The 16,508-nt window shown below is 72.5% G+C and carries 15 protein-coding genes; 7 read left to right on the top strand and 8 right to left on the bottom strand.

Annotation, left to right across the window (positions count from 1 at the left end; genetic code table 11):
- Positions 1-15 precede the first annotated feature (15 nt).
- Complete coding sequence (locus ACQP17_RS18930; protein ID WP_433857331.1) at positions 16-972, bottom strand: ABC transporter permease subunit; 957 nt, start codon at positions 970-972, stop codon at positions 16-18.
- Positions 962-2,068: an ABC transporter ATP-binding protein gene (locus ACQP17_RS18925; protein ID WP_433857330.1), complete on the bottom strand. Its 1,107-nt coding sequence runs from the start codon at positions 2,066-2,068 to the stop codon at positions 962-964. The genes ACQP17_RS18930 and ACQP17_RS18925 overlap by 11 nt, the downstream gene beginning before the upstream one ends.
- A 171-nt stretch (positions 2,069-2,239) precedes the next feature.
- Between ACQP17_RS18925 and ACQP17_RS18920 the strand changes: the two genes are divergently transcribed.
- The 4 genes from ACQP17_RS18920 (at position 2,240) to ACQP17_RS18905 (ending at position 7,509) form a co-directional block, all read left to right on the top strand.
- Positions 2,240-3,106: a M24 family metallopeptidase gene (locus ACQP17_RS18920; RefSeq protein WP_433857329.1), complete on the top strand. Its 867-nt coding sequence runs from the start codon at positions 2,240-2,242 to the stop codon at positions 3,104-3,106.
- Between the two features lie 98 nt (positions 3,107-3,204).
- Entirely contained in the window at positions 3,205-5,016 is a 1,812-nt protein-coding gene (locus ACQP17_RS18915) for an SDR family oxidoreductase (protein ID WP_433859942.1), read from the top strand.
- Between the two features lie 301 nt (positions 5,017-5,317).
- Complete coding sequence (locus ACQP17_RS18910; protein WP_433857328.1) at positions 5,318-6,247, top strand: metal-dependent hydrolase; 930 nt, start codon at positions 5,318-5,320, stop codon at positions 6,245-6,247.
- Positions 6,248-6,276: 29 nt separating this feature from the next.
- Positions 6,277-7,509 (top strand): MerR family transcriptional regulator, encoded by a 1,233-nt coding sequence (locus tag ACQP17_RS18905; RefSeq protein ID WP_433857327.1) that lies wholly within the window; start codon positions 6,277-6,279, stop codon positions 7,507-7,509.
- A 152-nt stretch (positions 7,510-7,661) separates the two neighbouring features.
- Here the strand turns inward: ACQP17_RS18905 and ACQP17_RS18900 are convergent, their stop codons facing one another.
- Both ACQP17_RS18900 and ACQP17_RS18895 read right to left on the bottom strand, forming a co-directional pair.
- On the bottom strand, positions 7,662-9,011 hold the full coding sequence (locus tag ACQP17_RS18900; protein ID WP_433857326.1) for a carotenoid oxygenase family protein: 1,350 nt from the start codon (positions 9,009-9,011) through the stop codon (positions 7,662-7,664).
- Positions 9,008-9,598, bottom strand: coding sequence for a hypothetical protein (locus tag ACQP17_RS18895; RefSeq protein WP_433857325.1), 591 nt, complete (start codon positions 9,596-9,598; stop codon positions 9,008-9,010). The genes ACQP17_RS18900 and ACQP17_RS18895 overlap by 4 nt, the downstream gene beginning before the upstream one ends.
- 140 nt (positions 9,599-9,738) lie before the next feature.
- Here ACQP17_RS18895 and ACQP17_RS18890 point away from each other — a divergent pair, with 140 nt between their 5' ends.
- Together ACQP17_RS18890 and ACQP17_RS18885 are read left to right on the top strand one after the other, a co-directional pair.
- Positions 9,739-10,356: a helix-turn-helix transcriptional regulator gene (locus ACQP17_RS18890; RefSeq protein ID WP_433857324.1), complete on the top strand. Its 618-nt coding sequence runs from the start codon at positions 9,739-9,741 to the stop codon at positions 10,354-10,356.
- A gap of 106 nt (positions 10,357-10,462) precedes the next feature.
- On the top strand, positions 10,463-11,005 hold the full coding sequence (locus tag ACQP17_RS18885) for an RNA 2'-phosphotransferase (RefSeq protein ID WP_433857323.1): 543 nt from the start codon (positions 10,463-10,465) through the stop codon (positions 11,003-11,005).
- A 72-nt stretch (positions 11,006-11,077) separates the two neighbouring features.
- Here the strand turns inward: ACQP17_RS18885 and pspAB are convergent, their stop codons facing one another.
- The 3 genes from pspAB to ACQP17_RS18870 all read right to left on the bottom strand — a co-directional run bounded on the left by pspAB (position 11,078) and on the right by ACQP17_RS18870 (position 13,696).
- The gene (pspAB, locus tag ACQP17_RS18880; protein WP_433857322.1) at positions 11,078-11,641 is read right to left on the bottom strand and encodes a PspA-associated protein PspAB; all 564 of its coding nucleotides are present in this window, start codon (positions 11,639-11,641) and stop codon (positions 11,078-11,080) included.
- A 49-nt stretch (positions 11,642-11,690) separates the two neighbouring features.
- On the bottom strand, positions 11,691-12,590 hold the full coding sequence (gene htpX, locus ACQP17_RS18875) for a zinc metalloprotease HtpX (RefSeq protein ID WP_364873375.1): 900 nt from the start codon (positions 12,588-12,590) through the stop codon (positions 11,691-11,693).
- A gap of 203 nt (positions 12,591-12,793) precedes the next feature.
- Positions 12,794-13,696 (bottom strand): LLM class flavin-dependent oxidoreductase, encoded by a 903-nt coding sequence (locus tag ACQP17_RS18870; protein WP_433857321.1) that lies wholly within the window; start codon positions 13,694-13,696, stop codon positions 12,794-12,796.
- Positions 13,697-13,823: 127 nt separating this feature from the next.
- Between ACQP17_RS18870 and ACQP17_RS18865 the strand changes: the two genes are divergently transcribed.
- On the top strand, positions 13,824-14,759 hold the full coding sequence (locus ACQP17_RS18865) for an HAD hydrolase family protein (protein ID WP_433857320.1): 936 nt from the start codon (positions 13,824-13,826) through the stop codon (positions 14,757-14,759).
- A 19-nt stretch (positions 14,760-14,778) separates the two neighbouring features.
- On the opposite strand, the gene ACQP17_RS18860 is transcribed toward ACQP17_RS18865, so the two are convergent.
- Positions 14,779-16,458, bottom strand: coding sequence for a sensor histidine kinase (locus ACQP17_RS18860; protein WP_433859941.1), 1,680 nt, complete (start codon positions 16,456-16,458; stop codon positions 14,779-14,781).
- Positions 16,459-16,508 lie beyond the last annotated feature (50 nt).

Raw genomic sequence — 16,508 nt, 5'->3', positions numbered from 1 at the left:
GGCGGCGGGCGGGCGTCACAGCCCGGCCTTCCGGTAGCGGCGCAGCAGCAGGGCGTAGCAGCCGGCGATGACCGAGAGCGTGACGAGGAGGTAGACGAATCCGGCGCCGGTCGAGGGGGCGATGCTGTCGGGGAAGGAGCTGGTGCCCCCGAGGAACACCGCCTGCACCCCGTCGATCAGGGTGATGGGGGAGAACAGCCCCAGCCAGCCGGCGGCGGCGTCGTTGCCCTGGATGTGGGCGATCCCCTGCAGCGCGCTCACCGCGCCGTACGGAATGGTCAGGACGGCGATCACGGCGGCGACGCCGAAACCGCGCCGCGGGGTGACCGCGGAGACGACCAGGCCGATCCCGGCGAACAGCAGCGAGAGCAGCACCACGGAGACCAGTCCTTGTACCAGCCCCTTGGTCTGGTCGAGGAAGTCCATCTTCGCCAGCAGCGCTCCGGCGTAGAGCACCAGCAGGGGGGCGGTGGTGAGGGCGAACAGGGCGGCGGCCATGGCCGCGAACTTCGATGCCACGTAGTCGCCCCGCTCGATGGGGCGGGAGAAATACAGCGGTATGGACCGGAAGCGCAGATCCCGGGAGACCGACTGCGGGGCCTGGGACGCCAGATAGAGGCCGATGACGGCCTGGAGGTAGACGGCGTAGCCGGAGTAGCCGACCGGGAGCTTGCCTGCCTTGGTGAACACCGCCACCGCGACCATGATCGCGGCGGGCAGGCACATCACGGCGAAGAGCAGCATCGGCAGCACCTTGCTCTTGGCCGAGCGGCCCAGACCGTAGGCGCCGCGCAGGCTCTGCGAGAAGAGCGACCGGCGGGCATAGGCGCGGCCCAGGCGGGGGCCGTCGTAGTGGCGGTAGCCGATGTTGTGGATATGGGCGCCGCCCGGCGCACCGGCCACGGCCGTCGCGGACGGGGCCGCGGCGGGCTGCGAGGTCGCGGTCTGGGGCGTCGTGGGCTCAGGCGACATCGTGGGCGCCTCCGTCCTGGGTGGCGTGCGGGGCGCGCGGGGCGCCCGCGGGGGCGGGGATGGCCTGCGCGGCGTCCGCGTCACGGAAGACCTCGGCGATCCGGTGGCGGCGCTGTTCCATCCGGACCAGGCCCAGCCCGAGCCCGGCGACGGTGTCGCGCACCAGGTCGTAGGTCTCCTCGCCGGCCGCCTCGACATACAGGAGGTGGCCGGAGGAGGCGAGGCTCTCGGAGCCGCCCGCGGCGGTGGTCACCGCGACACCGGCGGCGGCCAGGGCCGTGCGCAGCGCTCCGGTGCCGTCCGGATGGGCGTCGGTGTCCGTCACCTCGACCGCCAGCGAGGCCGTGACCTGCGTGAACTCATCGGTCGAGGAGGAGCGCAGCAGTTTGCCGCCGTCGATGACGACGACATGATCACAGGTGCGCTCCAGCTCGCCGAGGAGGTGGGAGGTCACCAGGACGGAGATCCCGAAGTCGCGGTGGACGCGCTGGATCAGCCCGAGCATCTCGTCCCGCCCGGCCGGGTCGAGGCCGTTGGTGGGCTCGTCGAGGAAGACCAGCTGCGGGTCGTGGACCAGGGCCTGGGCCAGTTTCACCCGCTGCTTCATACCCGTCGAATAGCCGCCGATGGGGCGGTAGCGCTCCTCGTAGAGGCCGACGTGGCGCAGGGTGTCCGCGGTGCGCTCGCGGGCGGCGGTCGGCGGCAGGCCGGACATCCGGGCCATGTGCACGACGAATTCGGTGGCCGAGACGTCCGGCGGCAGGCAGTCGTGCTCGGGCATGTAGCCGACCCGTTCACGGATGGTGCCGCCGTCCTTGGTCACGTCCAGGCCGAGGACATGCGCACTCCCCTCGGTGGCCGGAGCCAGTCCCAGAAGGATTTTGATCAGGGTGGACTTGCCGGCGCCGTTGGCACCCACCAGGCCCGTTACGCCGGGGGCGATGTCAACGGAGAGCCGGTCCAAGGCGGTCACCCGCGGGAACCGCTTGCTCAGGCTTTCGGTCACGATCACAGTCACGTCGTAGACGCTAGTGGCGCCCGCCACACCGGTCGTCAACCCAGACGATGGGATCTCCCTCCGCCTGCGGTAGTACATGCCCGTAGGGGTCTCCTCCCGGGAGCTCCCTACGGCGTCGGGGTCGCGGCGTCGGGATCGCGGCGCCCGCGCCTGCCCCCTCTTGACGCAGCCTTCGGCCATTGTCACATTTATCAGTGTCAAGTTACGAGCACGTACCGCGATGACTGCTCAGGGACGGGACGGTGGGCGATGGCCTCAGTCACCACAGCGACCGCACGGGACGCCGCGGAACTCAGCGCCGAGCTGGGGGGATTCAAGGAGGTCCAGCGGCTCGCCTATGCCTGCGCGGAGGCGGTGGCCGCGCAGCTCCGGCCCGGGGTCACCGAGCGTACGGCGGCGCGGATGCAGCGCGAGTGGCTGCGCGAGCGTGGCGTACAGGACTGGTTCCACCTGCCGTTCGCGTGGTTCGGCGACCGCACGGCCTTCGTCAACTTCCGGGTGCCGCTCCAGTTCTTCCCCACCCACCGTGTGCTGGAGCCCGGGATGCCTTTCATCCTCGACCTGGCTCCGGTCCACCAGGGGTTCACCGCCGATATCGGCTACTCGGGCTGTCTGGGCCTCAACCCCGTGCACGACCGGCTCCTCGCCGACCTCGAAGCACACCGGGCCCTGATCCTGCGCGAGGTGCGCGAGCGGCGGTCGCTGCGGGAGATATACGAGGACGTCGACCGGCTGATGGTGCGGCAGGGCTATGCCAACCGGCACCGCGCCTATCCGTTCGGCGTGATCGCGCACAAGATCGACCGGGTCGGGCAACGCCGCTGGTCCCCCACCGTCTTCGGGTTCGGCGTCGGCTCCCTGCGGGGCCTCGCCTCCGATGCGCTGCGCGGCCACCGGGACGGCTGGTCCCCGCTGTGGAGCCCGTACCGCTTCTCCGACCACCCGCCGGCACCGGGGCTGTGGGCCGTCGAACCCCACCTGGGCTTCCGGGGCACCGGCGCGAAGTTCGAGGAAATCCTGGTCGTGACGGACTCGGCGGACCCGCAGGAAAGCGCCTTTTGGCTCGACGACGATCTGCCGCATGTGCGGCGCTGGCAGGAGGAGAGGGCCGCGTGAACACGGGACGTGGAGGGGGACAGGGACGTGGAGAAGGCCCGGGGCATGGAGAGGGCAGTAGCCGGAGGAAGGGGTCCGGGATGAGCCGGGGGTCGGGGATGGGCCGGGGGCAGCGGGGCGGCGCAGCGGACGGCGGGGCCGGAGCCGGTGCGGGGATCGCGGGGGCGCGGGAGCGCCGGGTGCGGACCGGCGGGATCGAGCTGTGCGTCGCGGAGCTGGGTGATCCGGAGCAGCCGACGGTGCTGCTGGTGCACGGCTATCCCGACAGCAAGGAGGTGTGGTCCGAGGTCGCCCGCGGGCTGGCCGACCGCTTCCATGTGGTGCTCTACGACGTCCGGGGCTGCGGCCGGTCCACCGCCCCGAGGCCGCTGCGGGGCGGCTTCACCCTGGAAAAGCTGACGGACGACTTCTTGGCCGTCGCCGACGCCGTCAGCCCGGGCCGCCCGGTCCACCTCGTCGGCCACGACTGGGGCTCGGTACAGGGCTGGGAATTCGCCACGGTGCCGCGCACGGAGGGCCGGATCGCCTCCTTCACCTCCATGTCGGGCCCGTCCCTGGACCACTTCGGCCACTGGATCAAGGCGCGGATGACGCGCCCCACCCCCCGGCGGGCCGCCCAACTGCTGCAGCAGAGCGCCAAGTCCTGGTACGTCGGCATGCTGCACACCCCCGTGCTGCCCGAGCTGGCGTGGAAGGGCCCGCTCGGCAAGCGCTGGCCGCGGATCCTGGAGCGGCTGGAGAAGATGCCGGCCGGTGACTACCCCACCGCCTCGCTGCCGAGGGACGCGGCGCACGGCGCCTGGCTCTACCGCGACAATGTGCTCCCCCGGCTCCGCCGCCCGCGCGCCGACGCCTACGCGCACTGCCCGGTCCAGCTGATCACCCCCACCGGGGACGCCTTCCTCTCCGAGCGGCTCTACGACGACCTGGAGCAGTGGGCTCCCCAGCTGGTGCGCCGCACCCTCCCGGCCAAGCACTGGGTGCCGCGTACCCGCCCGGACCAACTGGTCTCCTGGATCGATGCGTTCGTCACCGCCAAGGAGGAGGGCGATCCGGCGCGGCGGGTCGTGGCGTCCGGGGCGCACGCCGACCGGTTCGGCGGACAGCTGGTGCTGGTGACCGGCGCGGCCAGCGGCATCGGCCGGGCGACGGCGTTCGCCTTCGCGGAGGCCGGCGCGCGGATCATCGCCGTCGACCGGGACGCCGAGGGCGCGGCACGGACCGCGGACCTCTCCCGGCTGATCGGCGCACCCCAGGCCTGGGCGAAGGCCGTCGACGTCGCGGACGAGGCGGCGATGGAGAAGCTCGCCGACCGGGTCGACGCGGAGTACGGCACGGTCGACGTGCTGGTGAACAACGCCGGCATCGGGCTGGCCGGCTCCTTCCTCCAGACCACCACCGAGGACTGGAAGAAGGTCCTGGACGTGAACCTCTGGGGCGTCATCCACGGCTGCCGGGTCTTCGGCAGCCGGATGGCGGACCGCGGGCAGGGCGGTCACATCGTCAACACCGCCTCGGCCGCCGCCTTCCTCCCGTCGAAGATGCTGCCCGCCTACAGCACGTCCAAGGCGGCCGTCCTGATGCTCAGCGAGTGTCTGCGCGCCGAGCTGGCGGGGCAGGGCATCGGCGTCACGGCCATCTGCCCCGGGCTGGTCAACACCGCCATCACCGACACCGCCCACTTCACGGGGGTCCCGGCCGACGAGGAGAAGCGTCGCCAGGACTCGGCCGCGCGGAAGTACCGGCGGCGCAGCTACCCACCGGAGAAGGTCGCCGACGCCATCCTGCGCGCGGTCGTCCACAACCAGGCGGTGGTGCCGGTCACCCCCGAAGCACACGGCGCCCGCCTGCTGTACCGCTTCACCCCCCGCCTGCTGCGCGCCTTCGCCCGCTTCGAGCCGCGGTTGTAGGACTCCAGGGGGCCGGGCGGCGGGTAGCGGGACCGGGCACCGGCCGTGTGTGGCGCCGGGTATGGCGGACGGGCACGGCGGACGGGCGGGCGCGCACGGGCGGGTGCCCGCCGTGCGGCCACACCTGCCGAGCCACGGAAGCCGCCCATGGGCCCCACACGGCCCCCAGTACGGAGCAGGCCGGGCCCGGCCAAGCAGCGGTCGGTCGGAGCCGCGACCGCCCGGCATCAGGGGCCCGGTACCGGGGCCGGGCGCCCCCGCCGCCGGTCAGGAGAACCAACCACCCCCAGGAGCACGCCGCATGACCACCCCAGACCTCCCGCCGCACGTCCAGGAGCCCCGCCCCATCGCACCGCGGCGGGTCTCGTTCGACTGGCGGGCCACACCGCTGGTGTGGATACCGGACGAGCCCACCGCCACCCACGTCATCAACGTGCTGCACCTGCTGCTGCCGGCGGGCGAGCGATGGTTCGTCAAGGTCTTCAAGGAAGCCCTGCCGCTGGTCCACGACGAGCAACTCCGCACGGACGTCAAAGGCTTCATGGGCCAGGAGGCCACCCACAGCGTCCAGCACTCCACCGTGCTCGACCACCTGGCCCACCAGGGCCTGGACACCACCCCCTACACCCGGCACGTCGATGCCCTCTTCGCCCACCTCCTGGGGGAGAAGCCGCCCTTCGGCCTCCCGCTCACCGACCGGGAGTGGCTGCGGTTCCGGCTCTCCGTGATCGCCGCCATCGAGCAGTTCACCGCGGTGCTCGGCGACTGGGTGCTGAACGCCGAGGGCCTCGACCGCGCCGGGCCCGACCCGGTCATGCTCGACCTGCTGCGCTGGCACGGCGCGGAGGAGGTCGAGCACCGCGCGGTCGCCTTCGACATGTACCAGCACACCGGAGGCGAGGACCCCGGCCGCTATCTCCGTCGTGTCCTGGGTATGGCCATGACCACCCCCGTGCTGCTCTACCTCTGGGGCTGGGGCGCCGCCTACCTCCTGCGGCACGACCCGCAACTGGCTTCCCCCTCCCGCTACTCGCTGCGCGCGCACCGCCGTGCCGTCCGCAAGGGGCTGCTGCCCACCTGGGGAGAGCTGGGAGCGGCGATACCGCGGTACCTGCGGCGGTCGTACCATCCCTCGCAGGAAGGGTCGCTGCGCACGGCCGTCGCCTATCTGGCCTCCTCCCCGGCGGCACGCGCCGCGGCGGGTGCGGTGGGCCGAGCGGCTCTCCCGTAACGCGCGGCCATGGTGTGAGGAGCAACCGAATGACCGAGCAGCCGCAGCCCGCCGAGTACCGCATCGAGGACCTGGCTCACCTCAGCGGCGCCACGGTCCGCACGATCCGTGCGTATCAGGACCGCGGGCTGCTCCCCCGCCCGGAGCGCCGCGGCCGGGCCAATGTCTACGGCGACGCCCACCTGGCGCGGCTGCGCCAGATCGCCGGTCTGCTCGACCGCGGCTACACCCTGGCCAGCATCAAGGAACTCCTCCAGGCCTGGGACGCGGGCCTCGACCTCGGCGGGGTCCTGGGCCTGGTCACCGAGATCGACGGGCCGTGGACCGACGAGGAGCCGGCCCGCCTCTCCCGCGCCGAACTGAGTGCCGCCTTCGGGGGCACCTCCGACGAGACGGCGATCGCCGAGGCCGTCGAACTGGGCGTCCTGGAACGGGTCCCCGGCCGGGACGACGCCTTCCTCGTCCCCAGCCCGCGGGAACTCGCCGTCGCCGCCGATCTGCACGCGGCCGGCGTCCCGCTCCTGGCGATCTCCGGTCATCTGCGGGAGGTGCGCGGCCAGGTCGAGCAGATCGCCGCCCGGTTCCTGGATTTCACCGCCGAGCACGTCTTCCAGCCGTTCCTGGAGCATCTGCCGACCGGGGCCGAGGCGGCGGAGGCCGCCGTTCTGGTACGCCGACTGCGCCCCCTGGCCCAGCAGACCATCGACGCCGAACTCGCCCGCGCCATGCGCACCCTGGCCACCCAGTACCTGCGCCACCACCTCAGCGACGCCCGCCCCACGAAGGCACTCGGGCCGGTCGGAGGGGGAGCGGGAGCGGGAGTGAGTGGGGAAGGGGGAACGGGCCGAGCGGTGGCACCGGCGGAGATCGGGCCGGCGGCCGGGCCGGACGGAGCAGTGGCCGGGAAGGCCGGGGCATCCGTGGGTGTCCCCGGGCCACGGACCGGCGCCGCACCTCCGGCAGCCGTGAAGCCGGTCTCGGCCACCCGTCCCGCTACCGCTACCGACCCGGTGGCAGCCTTCGAGAGCGTGACGCTCCCCGCCGACACCGTGCGGGCCGTGCAGGCGCTGGTGGGCCCGGAGCACACGGCGGCCTTCCTCGCCGCCGCCGCACAGCGGGAGGTCCACGCCCGCACGATGGACGCCCTGGCGGCAGGCGGAAGCGGACCCGCACCGGCGGGCACACCGGCCGGGACCGCCGCCCGCCAGAAGGACCGCACAGCCCCCGAGAAGGACGGCCGGGGACGCCCGGACGGGCCCTGACCCGCGCTCGTCAGCCCCCGGCCGCCGGCCCGTGGCGTCCGGAGCCCGCAGTCCCCGCCCCGGCCACGGGCCCGCCCCTCCCCTCGTATCCCTCTTGAGTTGTCAAGGTGCAGCCGGGCGCGGCCCTGCCGCGCCCTTCAGGGACATCAGCGTCAACTGGCAGGATCCGGAAGCCAGTTGCCATGGAATCCGTAGGGCACCCGCTGGGGGAGATGGACCGTGGCGACCGGGTCGGCGGATATGTCCTCCGTGTCGAGTACGACGAGATCGCTGGTATCGGTGGAGGCGTCGTAGACATAGGTGAGCAGCCAGCCGGGTCCTCCCGGTCGGTCATCGGCCGGGGCGAAGACCGCCTCGCCCGGGGTGCGCCCGGGGCCGAAGTCGTGTCGGACGACCCCGCCCGTCTCCAGGTCGTAGCGGAGCAGAGCGCCGGGTATCGGGCCGGTGCCCGGCAGCTCCGCGGTGGTGGCATGACCGAAGCAGGCCGGTTGGCCGGCGAGCCGGTCGTCCACCCTGGGGAACTCGCAGAAGCGGTCGTCGAGTTGCTCCTCGGCGACGGTGCCGGTGACGAGATCGATCGTCCAGCGCCACAGGTGGGCCGGGGTCCCGTCGCCGAAATCCGCGTAGCGGGACACATGGAGCACGATGCGCCGGTCGCCCTCGTCGTGGGCGTTCAGGGCGTGGAAGACATAGCAGGGGTCGATGGACAGCCAGCGGACCGCACCCTGGGGGTCGTCGCGACGCAGCACACCGAGCCGGGCGCCGTACTCCGGGTCCCAGCGGTACGGCATGCCCGGGTGGCTGCGGTCGAAGACGACCGGGAGGTCCATGAAGACGACATGGCGCGCGGTGAGATGGAAGTCGTGCATCATCGTCGGACCCGGGACGTCGATGGGCCGGCTGAGCACCAACTCCCCCGAGGCATCGGCACGGTGGTAGGTGAGATAGGGCGGGTTGGGGCCGCCGTAGCCGAAGAAGTGCAGCTCACCGGTGACCGGGCAGGTCTTGGGGTGAGCGGTCATGGCGGTGGTGAGCCGGCCTTCGAAGTCATGGACGCCGACGGTCTCCAGCTCATGGCCGGGGCGGCAGTCGATCTCGTAGGGGAACGACGTCTCGACCAGGGCGAGGGTGCGTCCGGCATGGCGGACGACATGGGTGTTGGCCACGCCCGCCGCCCGATTCCGGCGGCCCTGGGCGTCCACCGGCTGCACGCCCTCGGTGAAGGTGGCGGTGCGCACCCAGCGGTTGCGGTAGGAGACAGCCCGGCCGCCCTCCAGGCGCAGGCCGTGGACCATGCCGTCACCGAAGAACCAGTGCGGGGTGGCGGCGTCCCGCGGGTTGGGCCCGTTGCGCAGGAACCAGCCGGTCAGCTCGGGCGGGATCGTGCCCGTGACCGGGAGGTCGTAGGCGGTCAGTTCCTCCTTCACCGGGGCGAAGTTGCCCGCCATGTGCGGGGCCGGGGCATCGGATGCGGATGCGGTGGTCGGGGATGTGGTGGTCATGAGGCCAGGCCTCCCTGGGTGTCGGTCCGCGTACCGGACTCCCGCAGGAAGCGGGCTCGGGCCCGCTCCGGGTAGGCGGCGGTGAAGCGGACGGGAAGGATGAATCCGGCGAGCTGAATGACGATCGAGACGGCCACGCTCCAGCCGAGGGCGGAGGCGGCGGCCTGCGCGATCGCGGTGAGCGTGAAGGACGACGCCCAGGCGGCGGTGAGCACGACATTGATGCGGCGGAACAGCGGACTGTCCCAGACCTCCGGCGGGGCCATCCGCCGCGCGAACCCCAGCGTGAAGGGACGCCGCACGGCGATCGACACCCACGCGATCAGCGCCAGCCAGCCCATCGAGAGCGCGCTGCCGTAGCTCTTGAGAGCGCTGTCCGGCTGGGCGAAGGCGAGTATCCCGAGCGCCGCGAAGAACACGATCGTGCCGTATTCCAGCAGACGGTGTTCGAGCGCGAGGCCGGCCGCACGGTCGGCGAGGAGCAGCACCACGGCCGTCACCAGACCGGCGAGCGCGCCCCACTGCCAGCCGGCCGAGGACACCCCCGCGAAGACCAGCCAGGGAATGAAGCCCCGCAGATAGTTCATGGTTCCCCCTCGTCGCCCGCGCCCGCCGGCGCTCCGCGCGCCGTCGAGCCGCCGCCCTGCGCGGCACATTCCACTCTCGACATGTCGAACATAGAAGCTCCACCTTTGACATGTCAACAGTGGAAGGTAAAGTGCGGGCCATGAGCCTGAAACATGCCGTGCTGGGTCTGCTGGCCGAATCCCCGGCGAGCGGCTACGACCTGATGAAGCTGTTCAACGCCTCGCTGTCGAACGTCTGGCCTGCCACGCAGAGCCAGGTCTACGGCGAGCTGACCAAGCTCACGACGGCCGGTCTCGCCGAGGTCGCGGCCCACGGCCCCCGCGGCCGCAAGGAGTACGCGATCACCGCGGACGGGCTGGCGGAGCTGCGCCATTGGCTCGTCGAGGTCCAGCCCACGGGCCAGCAGCGCCATGACGGCCTGCTGCGCACCTTCTTCCTCGGCCTCGTCACGCCGCTCGAGGCGCAGACCTACCTCCTGCATCAGGCCGAGCGCGCCGCGCGCGCCCACGCCGAACTCGAACATCTCGACAAGACCGCCCAGTGGGACGAGGAAATGATCTCGGTCTACGGGCGGATCGCCCTGGAGTACGGCCTGCGGATGTCGGCGACCCAGGAGGAGTGGGCGCGGTGGGCGGCCGAAGAGGTCACCGGCGCCAGGGCGAGGAAGGCGAGCGAACTCGCGCAGCGGAAGCACGAGCCGGGCCGTCCCCAGGAAGAGAGCCGGCAGGAAGAGGCGGGCCGACCCGCAGGGGACTGACGCCCGCGCCCCGGCGTCCACCTTCCCGCCTCAAAACCTCCCCACCACAACCCCTCCGGCCCGGAATTCAGGTGCCGACGGACGCGCGCCGCGCCACCCTGGAGGCATGGACAAGCAGCGCTCCGTGCGCCTCTCGAAGTACCTGGCGAAGCATCTGCGTCATGCGCCGGAGCGGATCGGCATCACCCTCGACGCCCAGGGCCGGGTGCCCGTGGACGTCCTGATGGCAGCGGCCGCGCGGCATGGATTCCCGTTTTCCCGGGCCGAGTTGGAGCAGGTCGTCGCCGACAACGACAAGCAGCGGTACGTCATCGAGGGCGACCGGATCCGCGCGCACCAAGGCCACTCCGTGCACGTCGTACTCGATCTGCCGCCCGCCGTACCGCCCGGCCGGCTCTTCCACGGCACGGTGGGCCGCCATCTGGCCGCCATCCGCGCCGAGGGACTGCGGCCGATGGCGCGGCACGCCGTGCACCTCTCGCCCGACCCGGAGACCGCGACCCGGGTGGGCGCGCGCCGCGGCACTCCTGTGGTGCTGACCGTCGACGCCGCCGCGATGCACCGGGCGGGCCATGTCTTCCAGGTCAGCGCCAACGGCGTCTGGCTCACCGACCGGGTGCCGGCCGCATACCTCGGCTTCCCCGACTGACCCCTTGGCCGCACAGGGCCCGCCGCCCCACACGGGCACCAGCCCCGGACCGGCTCAATGCCCCGTACCGGCTCAGAGCCCCGGCGCGCCCCACACCGGGAACCACCGCGACAGGTCCTGCTCGATGGTCAGATCGTCCCCGATCATCGCCCGCACCTGGAGTTCGAGCGGGTTGTCGCGCTTCTCGCCGGCGTCCGTCTTGGGGGCGAAGGGGTAGAACGTGCCCCGCTTGTAGAGGTAGACCAGCGCCAGCGGCCGCTGCCGTTCGTCGCGGAAGCCGAGCAGCGAACACAGCAGCTGCGGGCCGAAACCCGCCTCCTCCAGCGAGGTGTTGACCGCGTGCAGGTCATTGACCAGGCCCGCCACGTCCTCCGCCGGGTGCCGTGCGAGCAGCCACGAGTAGCCGTACGCGTCCTGGGTGAACTCCACCGAGCCGTCCAGCAGGGCCCGCGCTTCCTCCTGGATGCGCGAGAACGCCCCGCCCTCGACGCTCGCGAAACACACCGACCCCAGGCCGGTGGGCTCGAATCCGGCCGCGGCCTGGAGCGTCACCGCGGCGGACGGCAGGGCGAAGAGCTGGTCAAGATCGGGGCGTACCGGCTTGCTGCGGCCGAGGAGGGCGTCCAGAAATCCCATGTGCGGGGTACTCCTTGCTCGTTACGGGCGGCACCGTGCGTCACGGCCGTCAAGGCCGTCCCAGCTCCGCCGCGATCCGGCCCAGCTGGTCCAGCCGCTGTTCCAGCGTCGGGTGCGAGGACAGCAGCCGGTTGAAGCTCTCCTTGTTGAACGCCGGGGCGAAGAAGAAGGCGTTGAACGCCTGGTCCTTGCGCAGATCCTCGGTCGGGATCCGCGCGATCTGGCCGGTGACCTTGGTGAGCGCGGCGGCCAGCGCGGAGGGGCGGCCGGTCAGCAGTGCGGCGGCCCGGTCGGCGGACAGCTCGCGGTAACGGGACAGCAGCCGGGTCAGCAGGAAGCTGATCGCGTAGACGACCACGCTGACGCCGGTGACGATGAGCACGGCGATGGCCGCGTTCTGGTCACGGTTGTTGCGGCCGATGCCGCTCCACAGGGCGGCGCGGGTGATGATCCCGGCCAGCACGCCGAGGAACGAGGCGATGGTCATCACCGCGACATCGCGGTGGGCGACGTGCGAGAGCTCATGGGCCAGCACGCCCTCCAGCTCCTCCGGCTCCAGCCGCCGCAGCAGCCCGGTCGTGGCGCAGACCATCGAGTTCTTCTGGCTGCGGCCGGTGGCGAACGCGTTCGGCACGTCCGACTCGGCGATCGCGACCCGGGGCTTGGGCATGTCCGCCAGCGCGCAGAGCCGGTCGACGGCGCCGTGCAGCGCGGGCGCCTCCTCCGGGGTGACCTCGCGGGCCCCCATGCTGAATGCCGCGATCCGGTCGCTGAACCAGAACTGCGCGACGAACAGCCCGCCCGCGATCAGCAGGACCACCACCCACGCGCCCTTGAGCAGCACCACCAGCACGCCGACGACGACCACGTACAGCAGTCCGATGAAGAACATCGTCGTGACCATGCGTGAGGTCAGCCCGCGGTCCGGGGCGAATCGGGTCTGTGCCATGGCTCCTCCACACGCCGCATTTCGCGCAGTGTGCCGACCCGCTCGCGCGCCGTTCTCGTGCCGCGCGCCGCGTACCTCACACTGCGCCGCTGTCCCGATTCTCCCTCTTCGCAGCTATATGCGGAGTAAAGCTCGGGCCAGGAGAACACCGGGCGCGTCGGACGGCCCGCCCCGTAGGGCCGGCCGTCCCCGGAGAAACCCCTCTACCGGGCCGCTTCCAGCTGCGCCGGCGCCTCCGTGACGATGCGCTCGAAGACCGCGGGGTCGGCCGCGAAGAGCGAATCGGCGATCGGCCAGTGGAGGACCAGTTCGTCGATGCCCAGCTCCGCATGGCGTCCGGCGAAGTCGACGAAGGCGTCCACGGAGTCCAGCGGGCGGTCCGGGGTGAAGCCCGTCAGCATGATCTTCTGCAGCTCGGCGGCGTCCCGGCCCTGGTCGGCGCAGGCCTTCCCCAGACGTTCGACCTGTCCGCGGATCGCCTCGCGGGACTCGTCGGGCGTCCCGCCCGCGTTGACGACCTTGGGATCGCCGGTCGTCACCCAGGCCTGGCCGTACCGGGCGGCCAGCTTCAGCCCGCGCGGTCCGGTGGCCGCCACCGCGAACGGCAGCCGGGGCCGCTGCACACAGCCGGGAATGTTGCGCACCTCGTGCGCCGAGTAGTGCTCGCCCCGGTAGGAGACGACGTCCTGGCTCAGCATCCGGTCCAGCAGCCCGACGAACTCGGCGAAGCGGTCGGCCCGTTCCCGCGGCTCCCAGGGCTCCTGGCCCAGCGCGGTGGCGTCGAAGCCGTTGCCGCCGGCGCCGATGCCCAGGGTGATCCGGCCGTCGCTGATGTCGTCGAGGGAGATCAGTTCCTTGGCGAGCGTGACCGGGTGCCGGAAGTTCGGCGAGGTGACGAGGGTGCCCAGGCGCAGCCGGGAGGTGGCCGCCGCGGCCGCGGTCAGCGTCGGCAGGGCGCCGAACCAGGCCTGGTCGCGGAAGCTGCGCCACGAGAGGTGGTCATAGGTGTACGCGGCGTGGAAGCCCAGTTCCTCGGCGCGCTGCCACACCTCCCGCCCGCCTTGGGACCAGCGGCGGACGGGGAGTATCACGGTGCTCAATCGCATACCCCCGAGCGTACGGCCGCCCGGAGGTGCCGCACGATCCGCCTCGGCGGCCGCCGCCCGCCCGCCGCGGGGCTCATCCGCGCAACCCACCGCCCGCCTGTGCGCGGCGGTACGGGAAGATGGCCCCGTGACTGATGCCTCCGCCACGCCATCCCGGGGCCCCGCTACGGCCGTTGCGCCCCGGCTGATCGCCACCGACCTCGACGGCACCCTGCTGCACGACGACAAGACGGTCTCCGACCGGACCATCGCCGCGCTCGCCGCCGCCGAGCGGGCCGGCATCGAGGTGTTCTTCGTCACCGGCCGCCCGGCCCGCTGGATGGGCGTGGTCAGCGACCATGTGCACGGCCACGGACTGGCGATCTGCGCGAACGGCGCGGCCGTCGTCGATCTGCACCGCGGCGGCCGGATCGTCGACGTCAGCCCCCTGGAGCGGACCACCGCGCTGGCCGTCGTGGACGCGCTGCGCGGCGCCGCCCCCGGTACCTCGTTCGCGGTCGAGCGCACCGGTGGCATCCACTACGAGCCGCACTACCCGCCGCTGCTGCTGGATCCGGCCGCGGTCGTCGCCCCGGCCGAGAAGCTGCTCGCCGAGGACTTCGTCACCCCGCCGGCCCCGGACGCGCCGCCGCAGGACGGCCCGGCCGGTGACGCCGACGGCCCCGCCTTCCCCGACCAGCCGGTGATCAAGCTGCTCGCCCACCACCCGGAGCTGGACCCCGACGCCTTCCTCACGCTGGCCCGTACGGTCGCGGGCGGGCTCGCCTCCTTCACCCGGTCCAGCCCCACCGCCCTCCTGGAGATCAGCGGCCCCGGGGTGAGCAAGGCGGGCACCCTCGCCCACTGCTGTGCCGAGCGCGGCATCGCCCCGGAGGAGGTCGTTGCCTTCGGGGACATGCCGAACGACATAGAGATGCTGACCTGGGCGGGCACCGCGTACGCCATGGCCAACGCCCACCCGGATGTGCTGGCCGCCACGACGCGCCACACCGCGTCCAACAACGACGACGGTGTCGCGGTCGTCATCGAGCGGATCCTGGCGGAGGGCGGCCGGCAGCGCTGAGCGCGCCCCTCGCGCCCCCTCACAGCGGCGCCTCCCACCACACCGTCGTCCCCGTCCCGGCCTCGCCCAGCCCCGCGCCGTAGGTGCTGCGGCCGCCCAGCGACTCCGCGCGCTTGGCGAGGTTGCGCAGGCCACTGCGGCGGCCGCCGTCCGGGATGCCGATGCCGTCGTCGGCGACCGTGAGCCGGACGCCGTCGGTGCCGTCCGGCAGGCTGATCGTGGCGTCGACGACCACCTCGATCCGGGACGCCTGGGCGTGCCGGAAGGCGTTCGACAGCGCCTCGCGCAGCGCGGCGATCAGGTTCTTGCCGGTCAGCTCGCCGACCCGGGAGTCGACCGCGCCGACGAAGGCGGCCGACGGCTGGAAGCCCAGCGGTACGGCGGCGGTGCCGACCTCCCGCAGCACCCGGGTGCGCAGCCCGGACGGCGCCTCGGCCGGGCCCTGCTGGAGGGCGAAGATCGCGGTGCGGATCTCCTGGATGGTCACGTCCAGCTCGTCGACGGCCTTGCCGACGCCCTGCGCCACCTCCGGCACGATCGTCCGGCGCTGGGCGCTCTCCAGGATCATGCCCGTCGCGAACAGCCGCTGGATGACGAGATCGTGCAGGTCACGGGCGATCCGGTCGCGGTCCTCGTAGACCGCCAGCCGTTCCCGGTCGCGCTGGGCGTCGGCCAGCACCAGCGCCAGCGCGGCCTGCGCCGCGAACTGGGTGGCCAGCGTCCGCTCGGCGTCGGTGAACGGGCGGGCGCCGCGGCTGCGCGGGGTCGTGAGGGTGCCGAGCACCCGGCCGCCGCTCTTGAGCGGCAGCATCATGCTGGGGCCGAAGCGCTGCGCGATGTCCGTGACCATGCGCGAATCACTGGCCGAGTCCTCCACGAACACCGGTTCCCCGCGCAGGAGTTGCTCGACCACCGGGCTGTCGCGAGGGATCTGCGTGCCCATGATCCCGGTGGGGTCGTCCGCCGACACCGCGACGATCTCCAGCCCGCCCTCGTCATCGGGCAGCAGCACGATGCCGGCCGCCGAGTCCGCCAGCTTCCGGGCCTGCTCGGCGACCACCGCGAGCGCGTCGTCGACATCGCTGCCGGCCAGGAGTTCGGTGGTCACGGCCACGGAACCGTCGATCCACCGCTCCCGCTGCCGGGTCGCCGAATGCAGCCGGGTGTTGCCGATCGCGATACCCGCCTCGGTGGCCAGCACCCGCACCATGTGCAGGTCTTCCTCGCTGAACTCCGCGCCGCCGCGCTTCTCCGTCAGATACAGGTTGCCGAAGATCTCGCCCTGCACCCGGATCGGCACCCCCAGGAACGTCCGCATCGGCGGGTGCCCGGGCGGGAACCCGGCCGAGCGGGCGTCCTCGGTGAGGTCGCCCAGGCGCAGCGGCTTGGGGTCGTGGATGAGCGCGCCGAGCAGGCCCTTGTGGCCGTCGGGCAGCGCGCCGATCTGCTCGTGCTGCCGGGTGGTCACGCCGTACGTCACGAAGTCCGAGAGCCCGGCGCCGGTCTCGTCGATGATCCCGATCGCGGCGTAGCGGGCGTCGGCGATCTCGGCGGCGGTCTCCACGATCCGGTCGAGGGTGACGTGCAGGTCGAGCCCGGCACCGACCGTCCGCATCGCCTCCAGCAGCTGGGGTACCCGGGCGGTCAGCTCGGGTGACAGGCCCTGCAAGCTGCGCGTGGCCTCGGTGGCGACGTCCATGGGGTCGGGGGCCGTGCCCGCGCCACCGCTTCCGGGGTCCTCCGGGCCCG

The sequence above is a fragment of the Streptomyces kronopolitis genome (assembly GCF_050953795.1).
GTDB classification, from domain to species: Bacteria; Actinomycetota; Actinomycetes; order Streptomycetales; family Streptomycetaceae; genus Streptomyces; species Streptomyces kronopolitis_A.
This window is presented reverse-complemented; position numbering and strand designations above follow the sequence as displayed.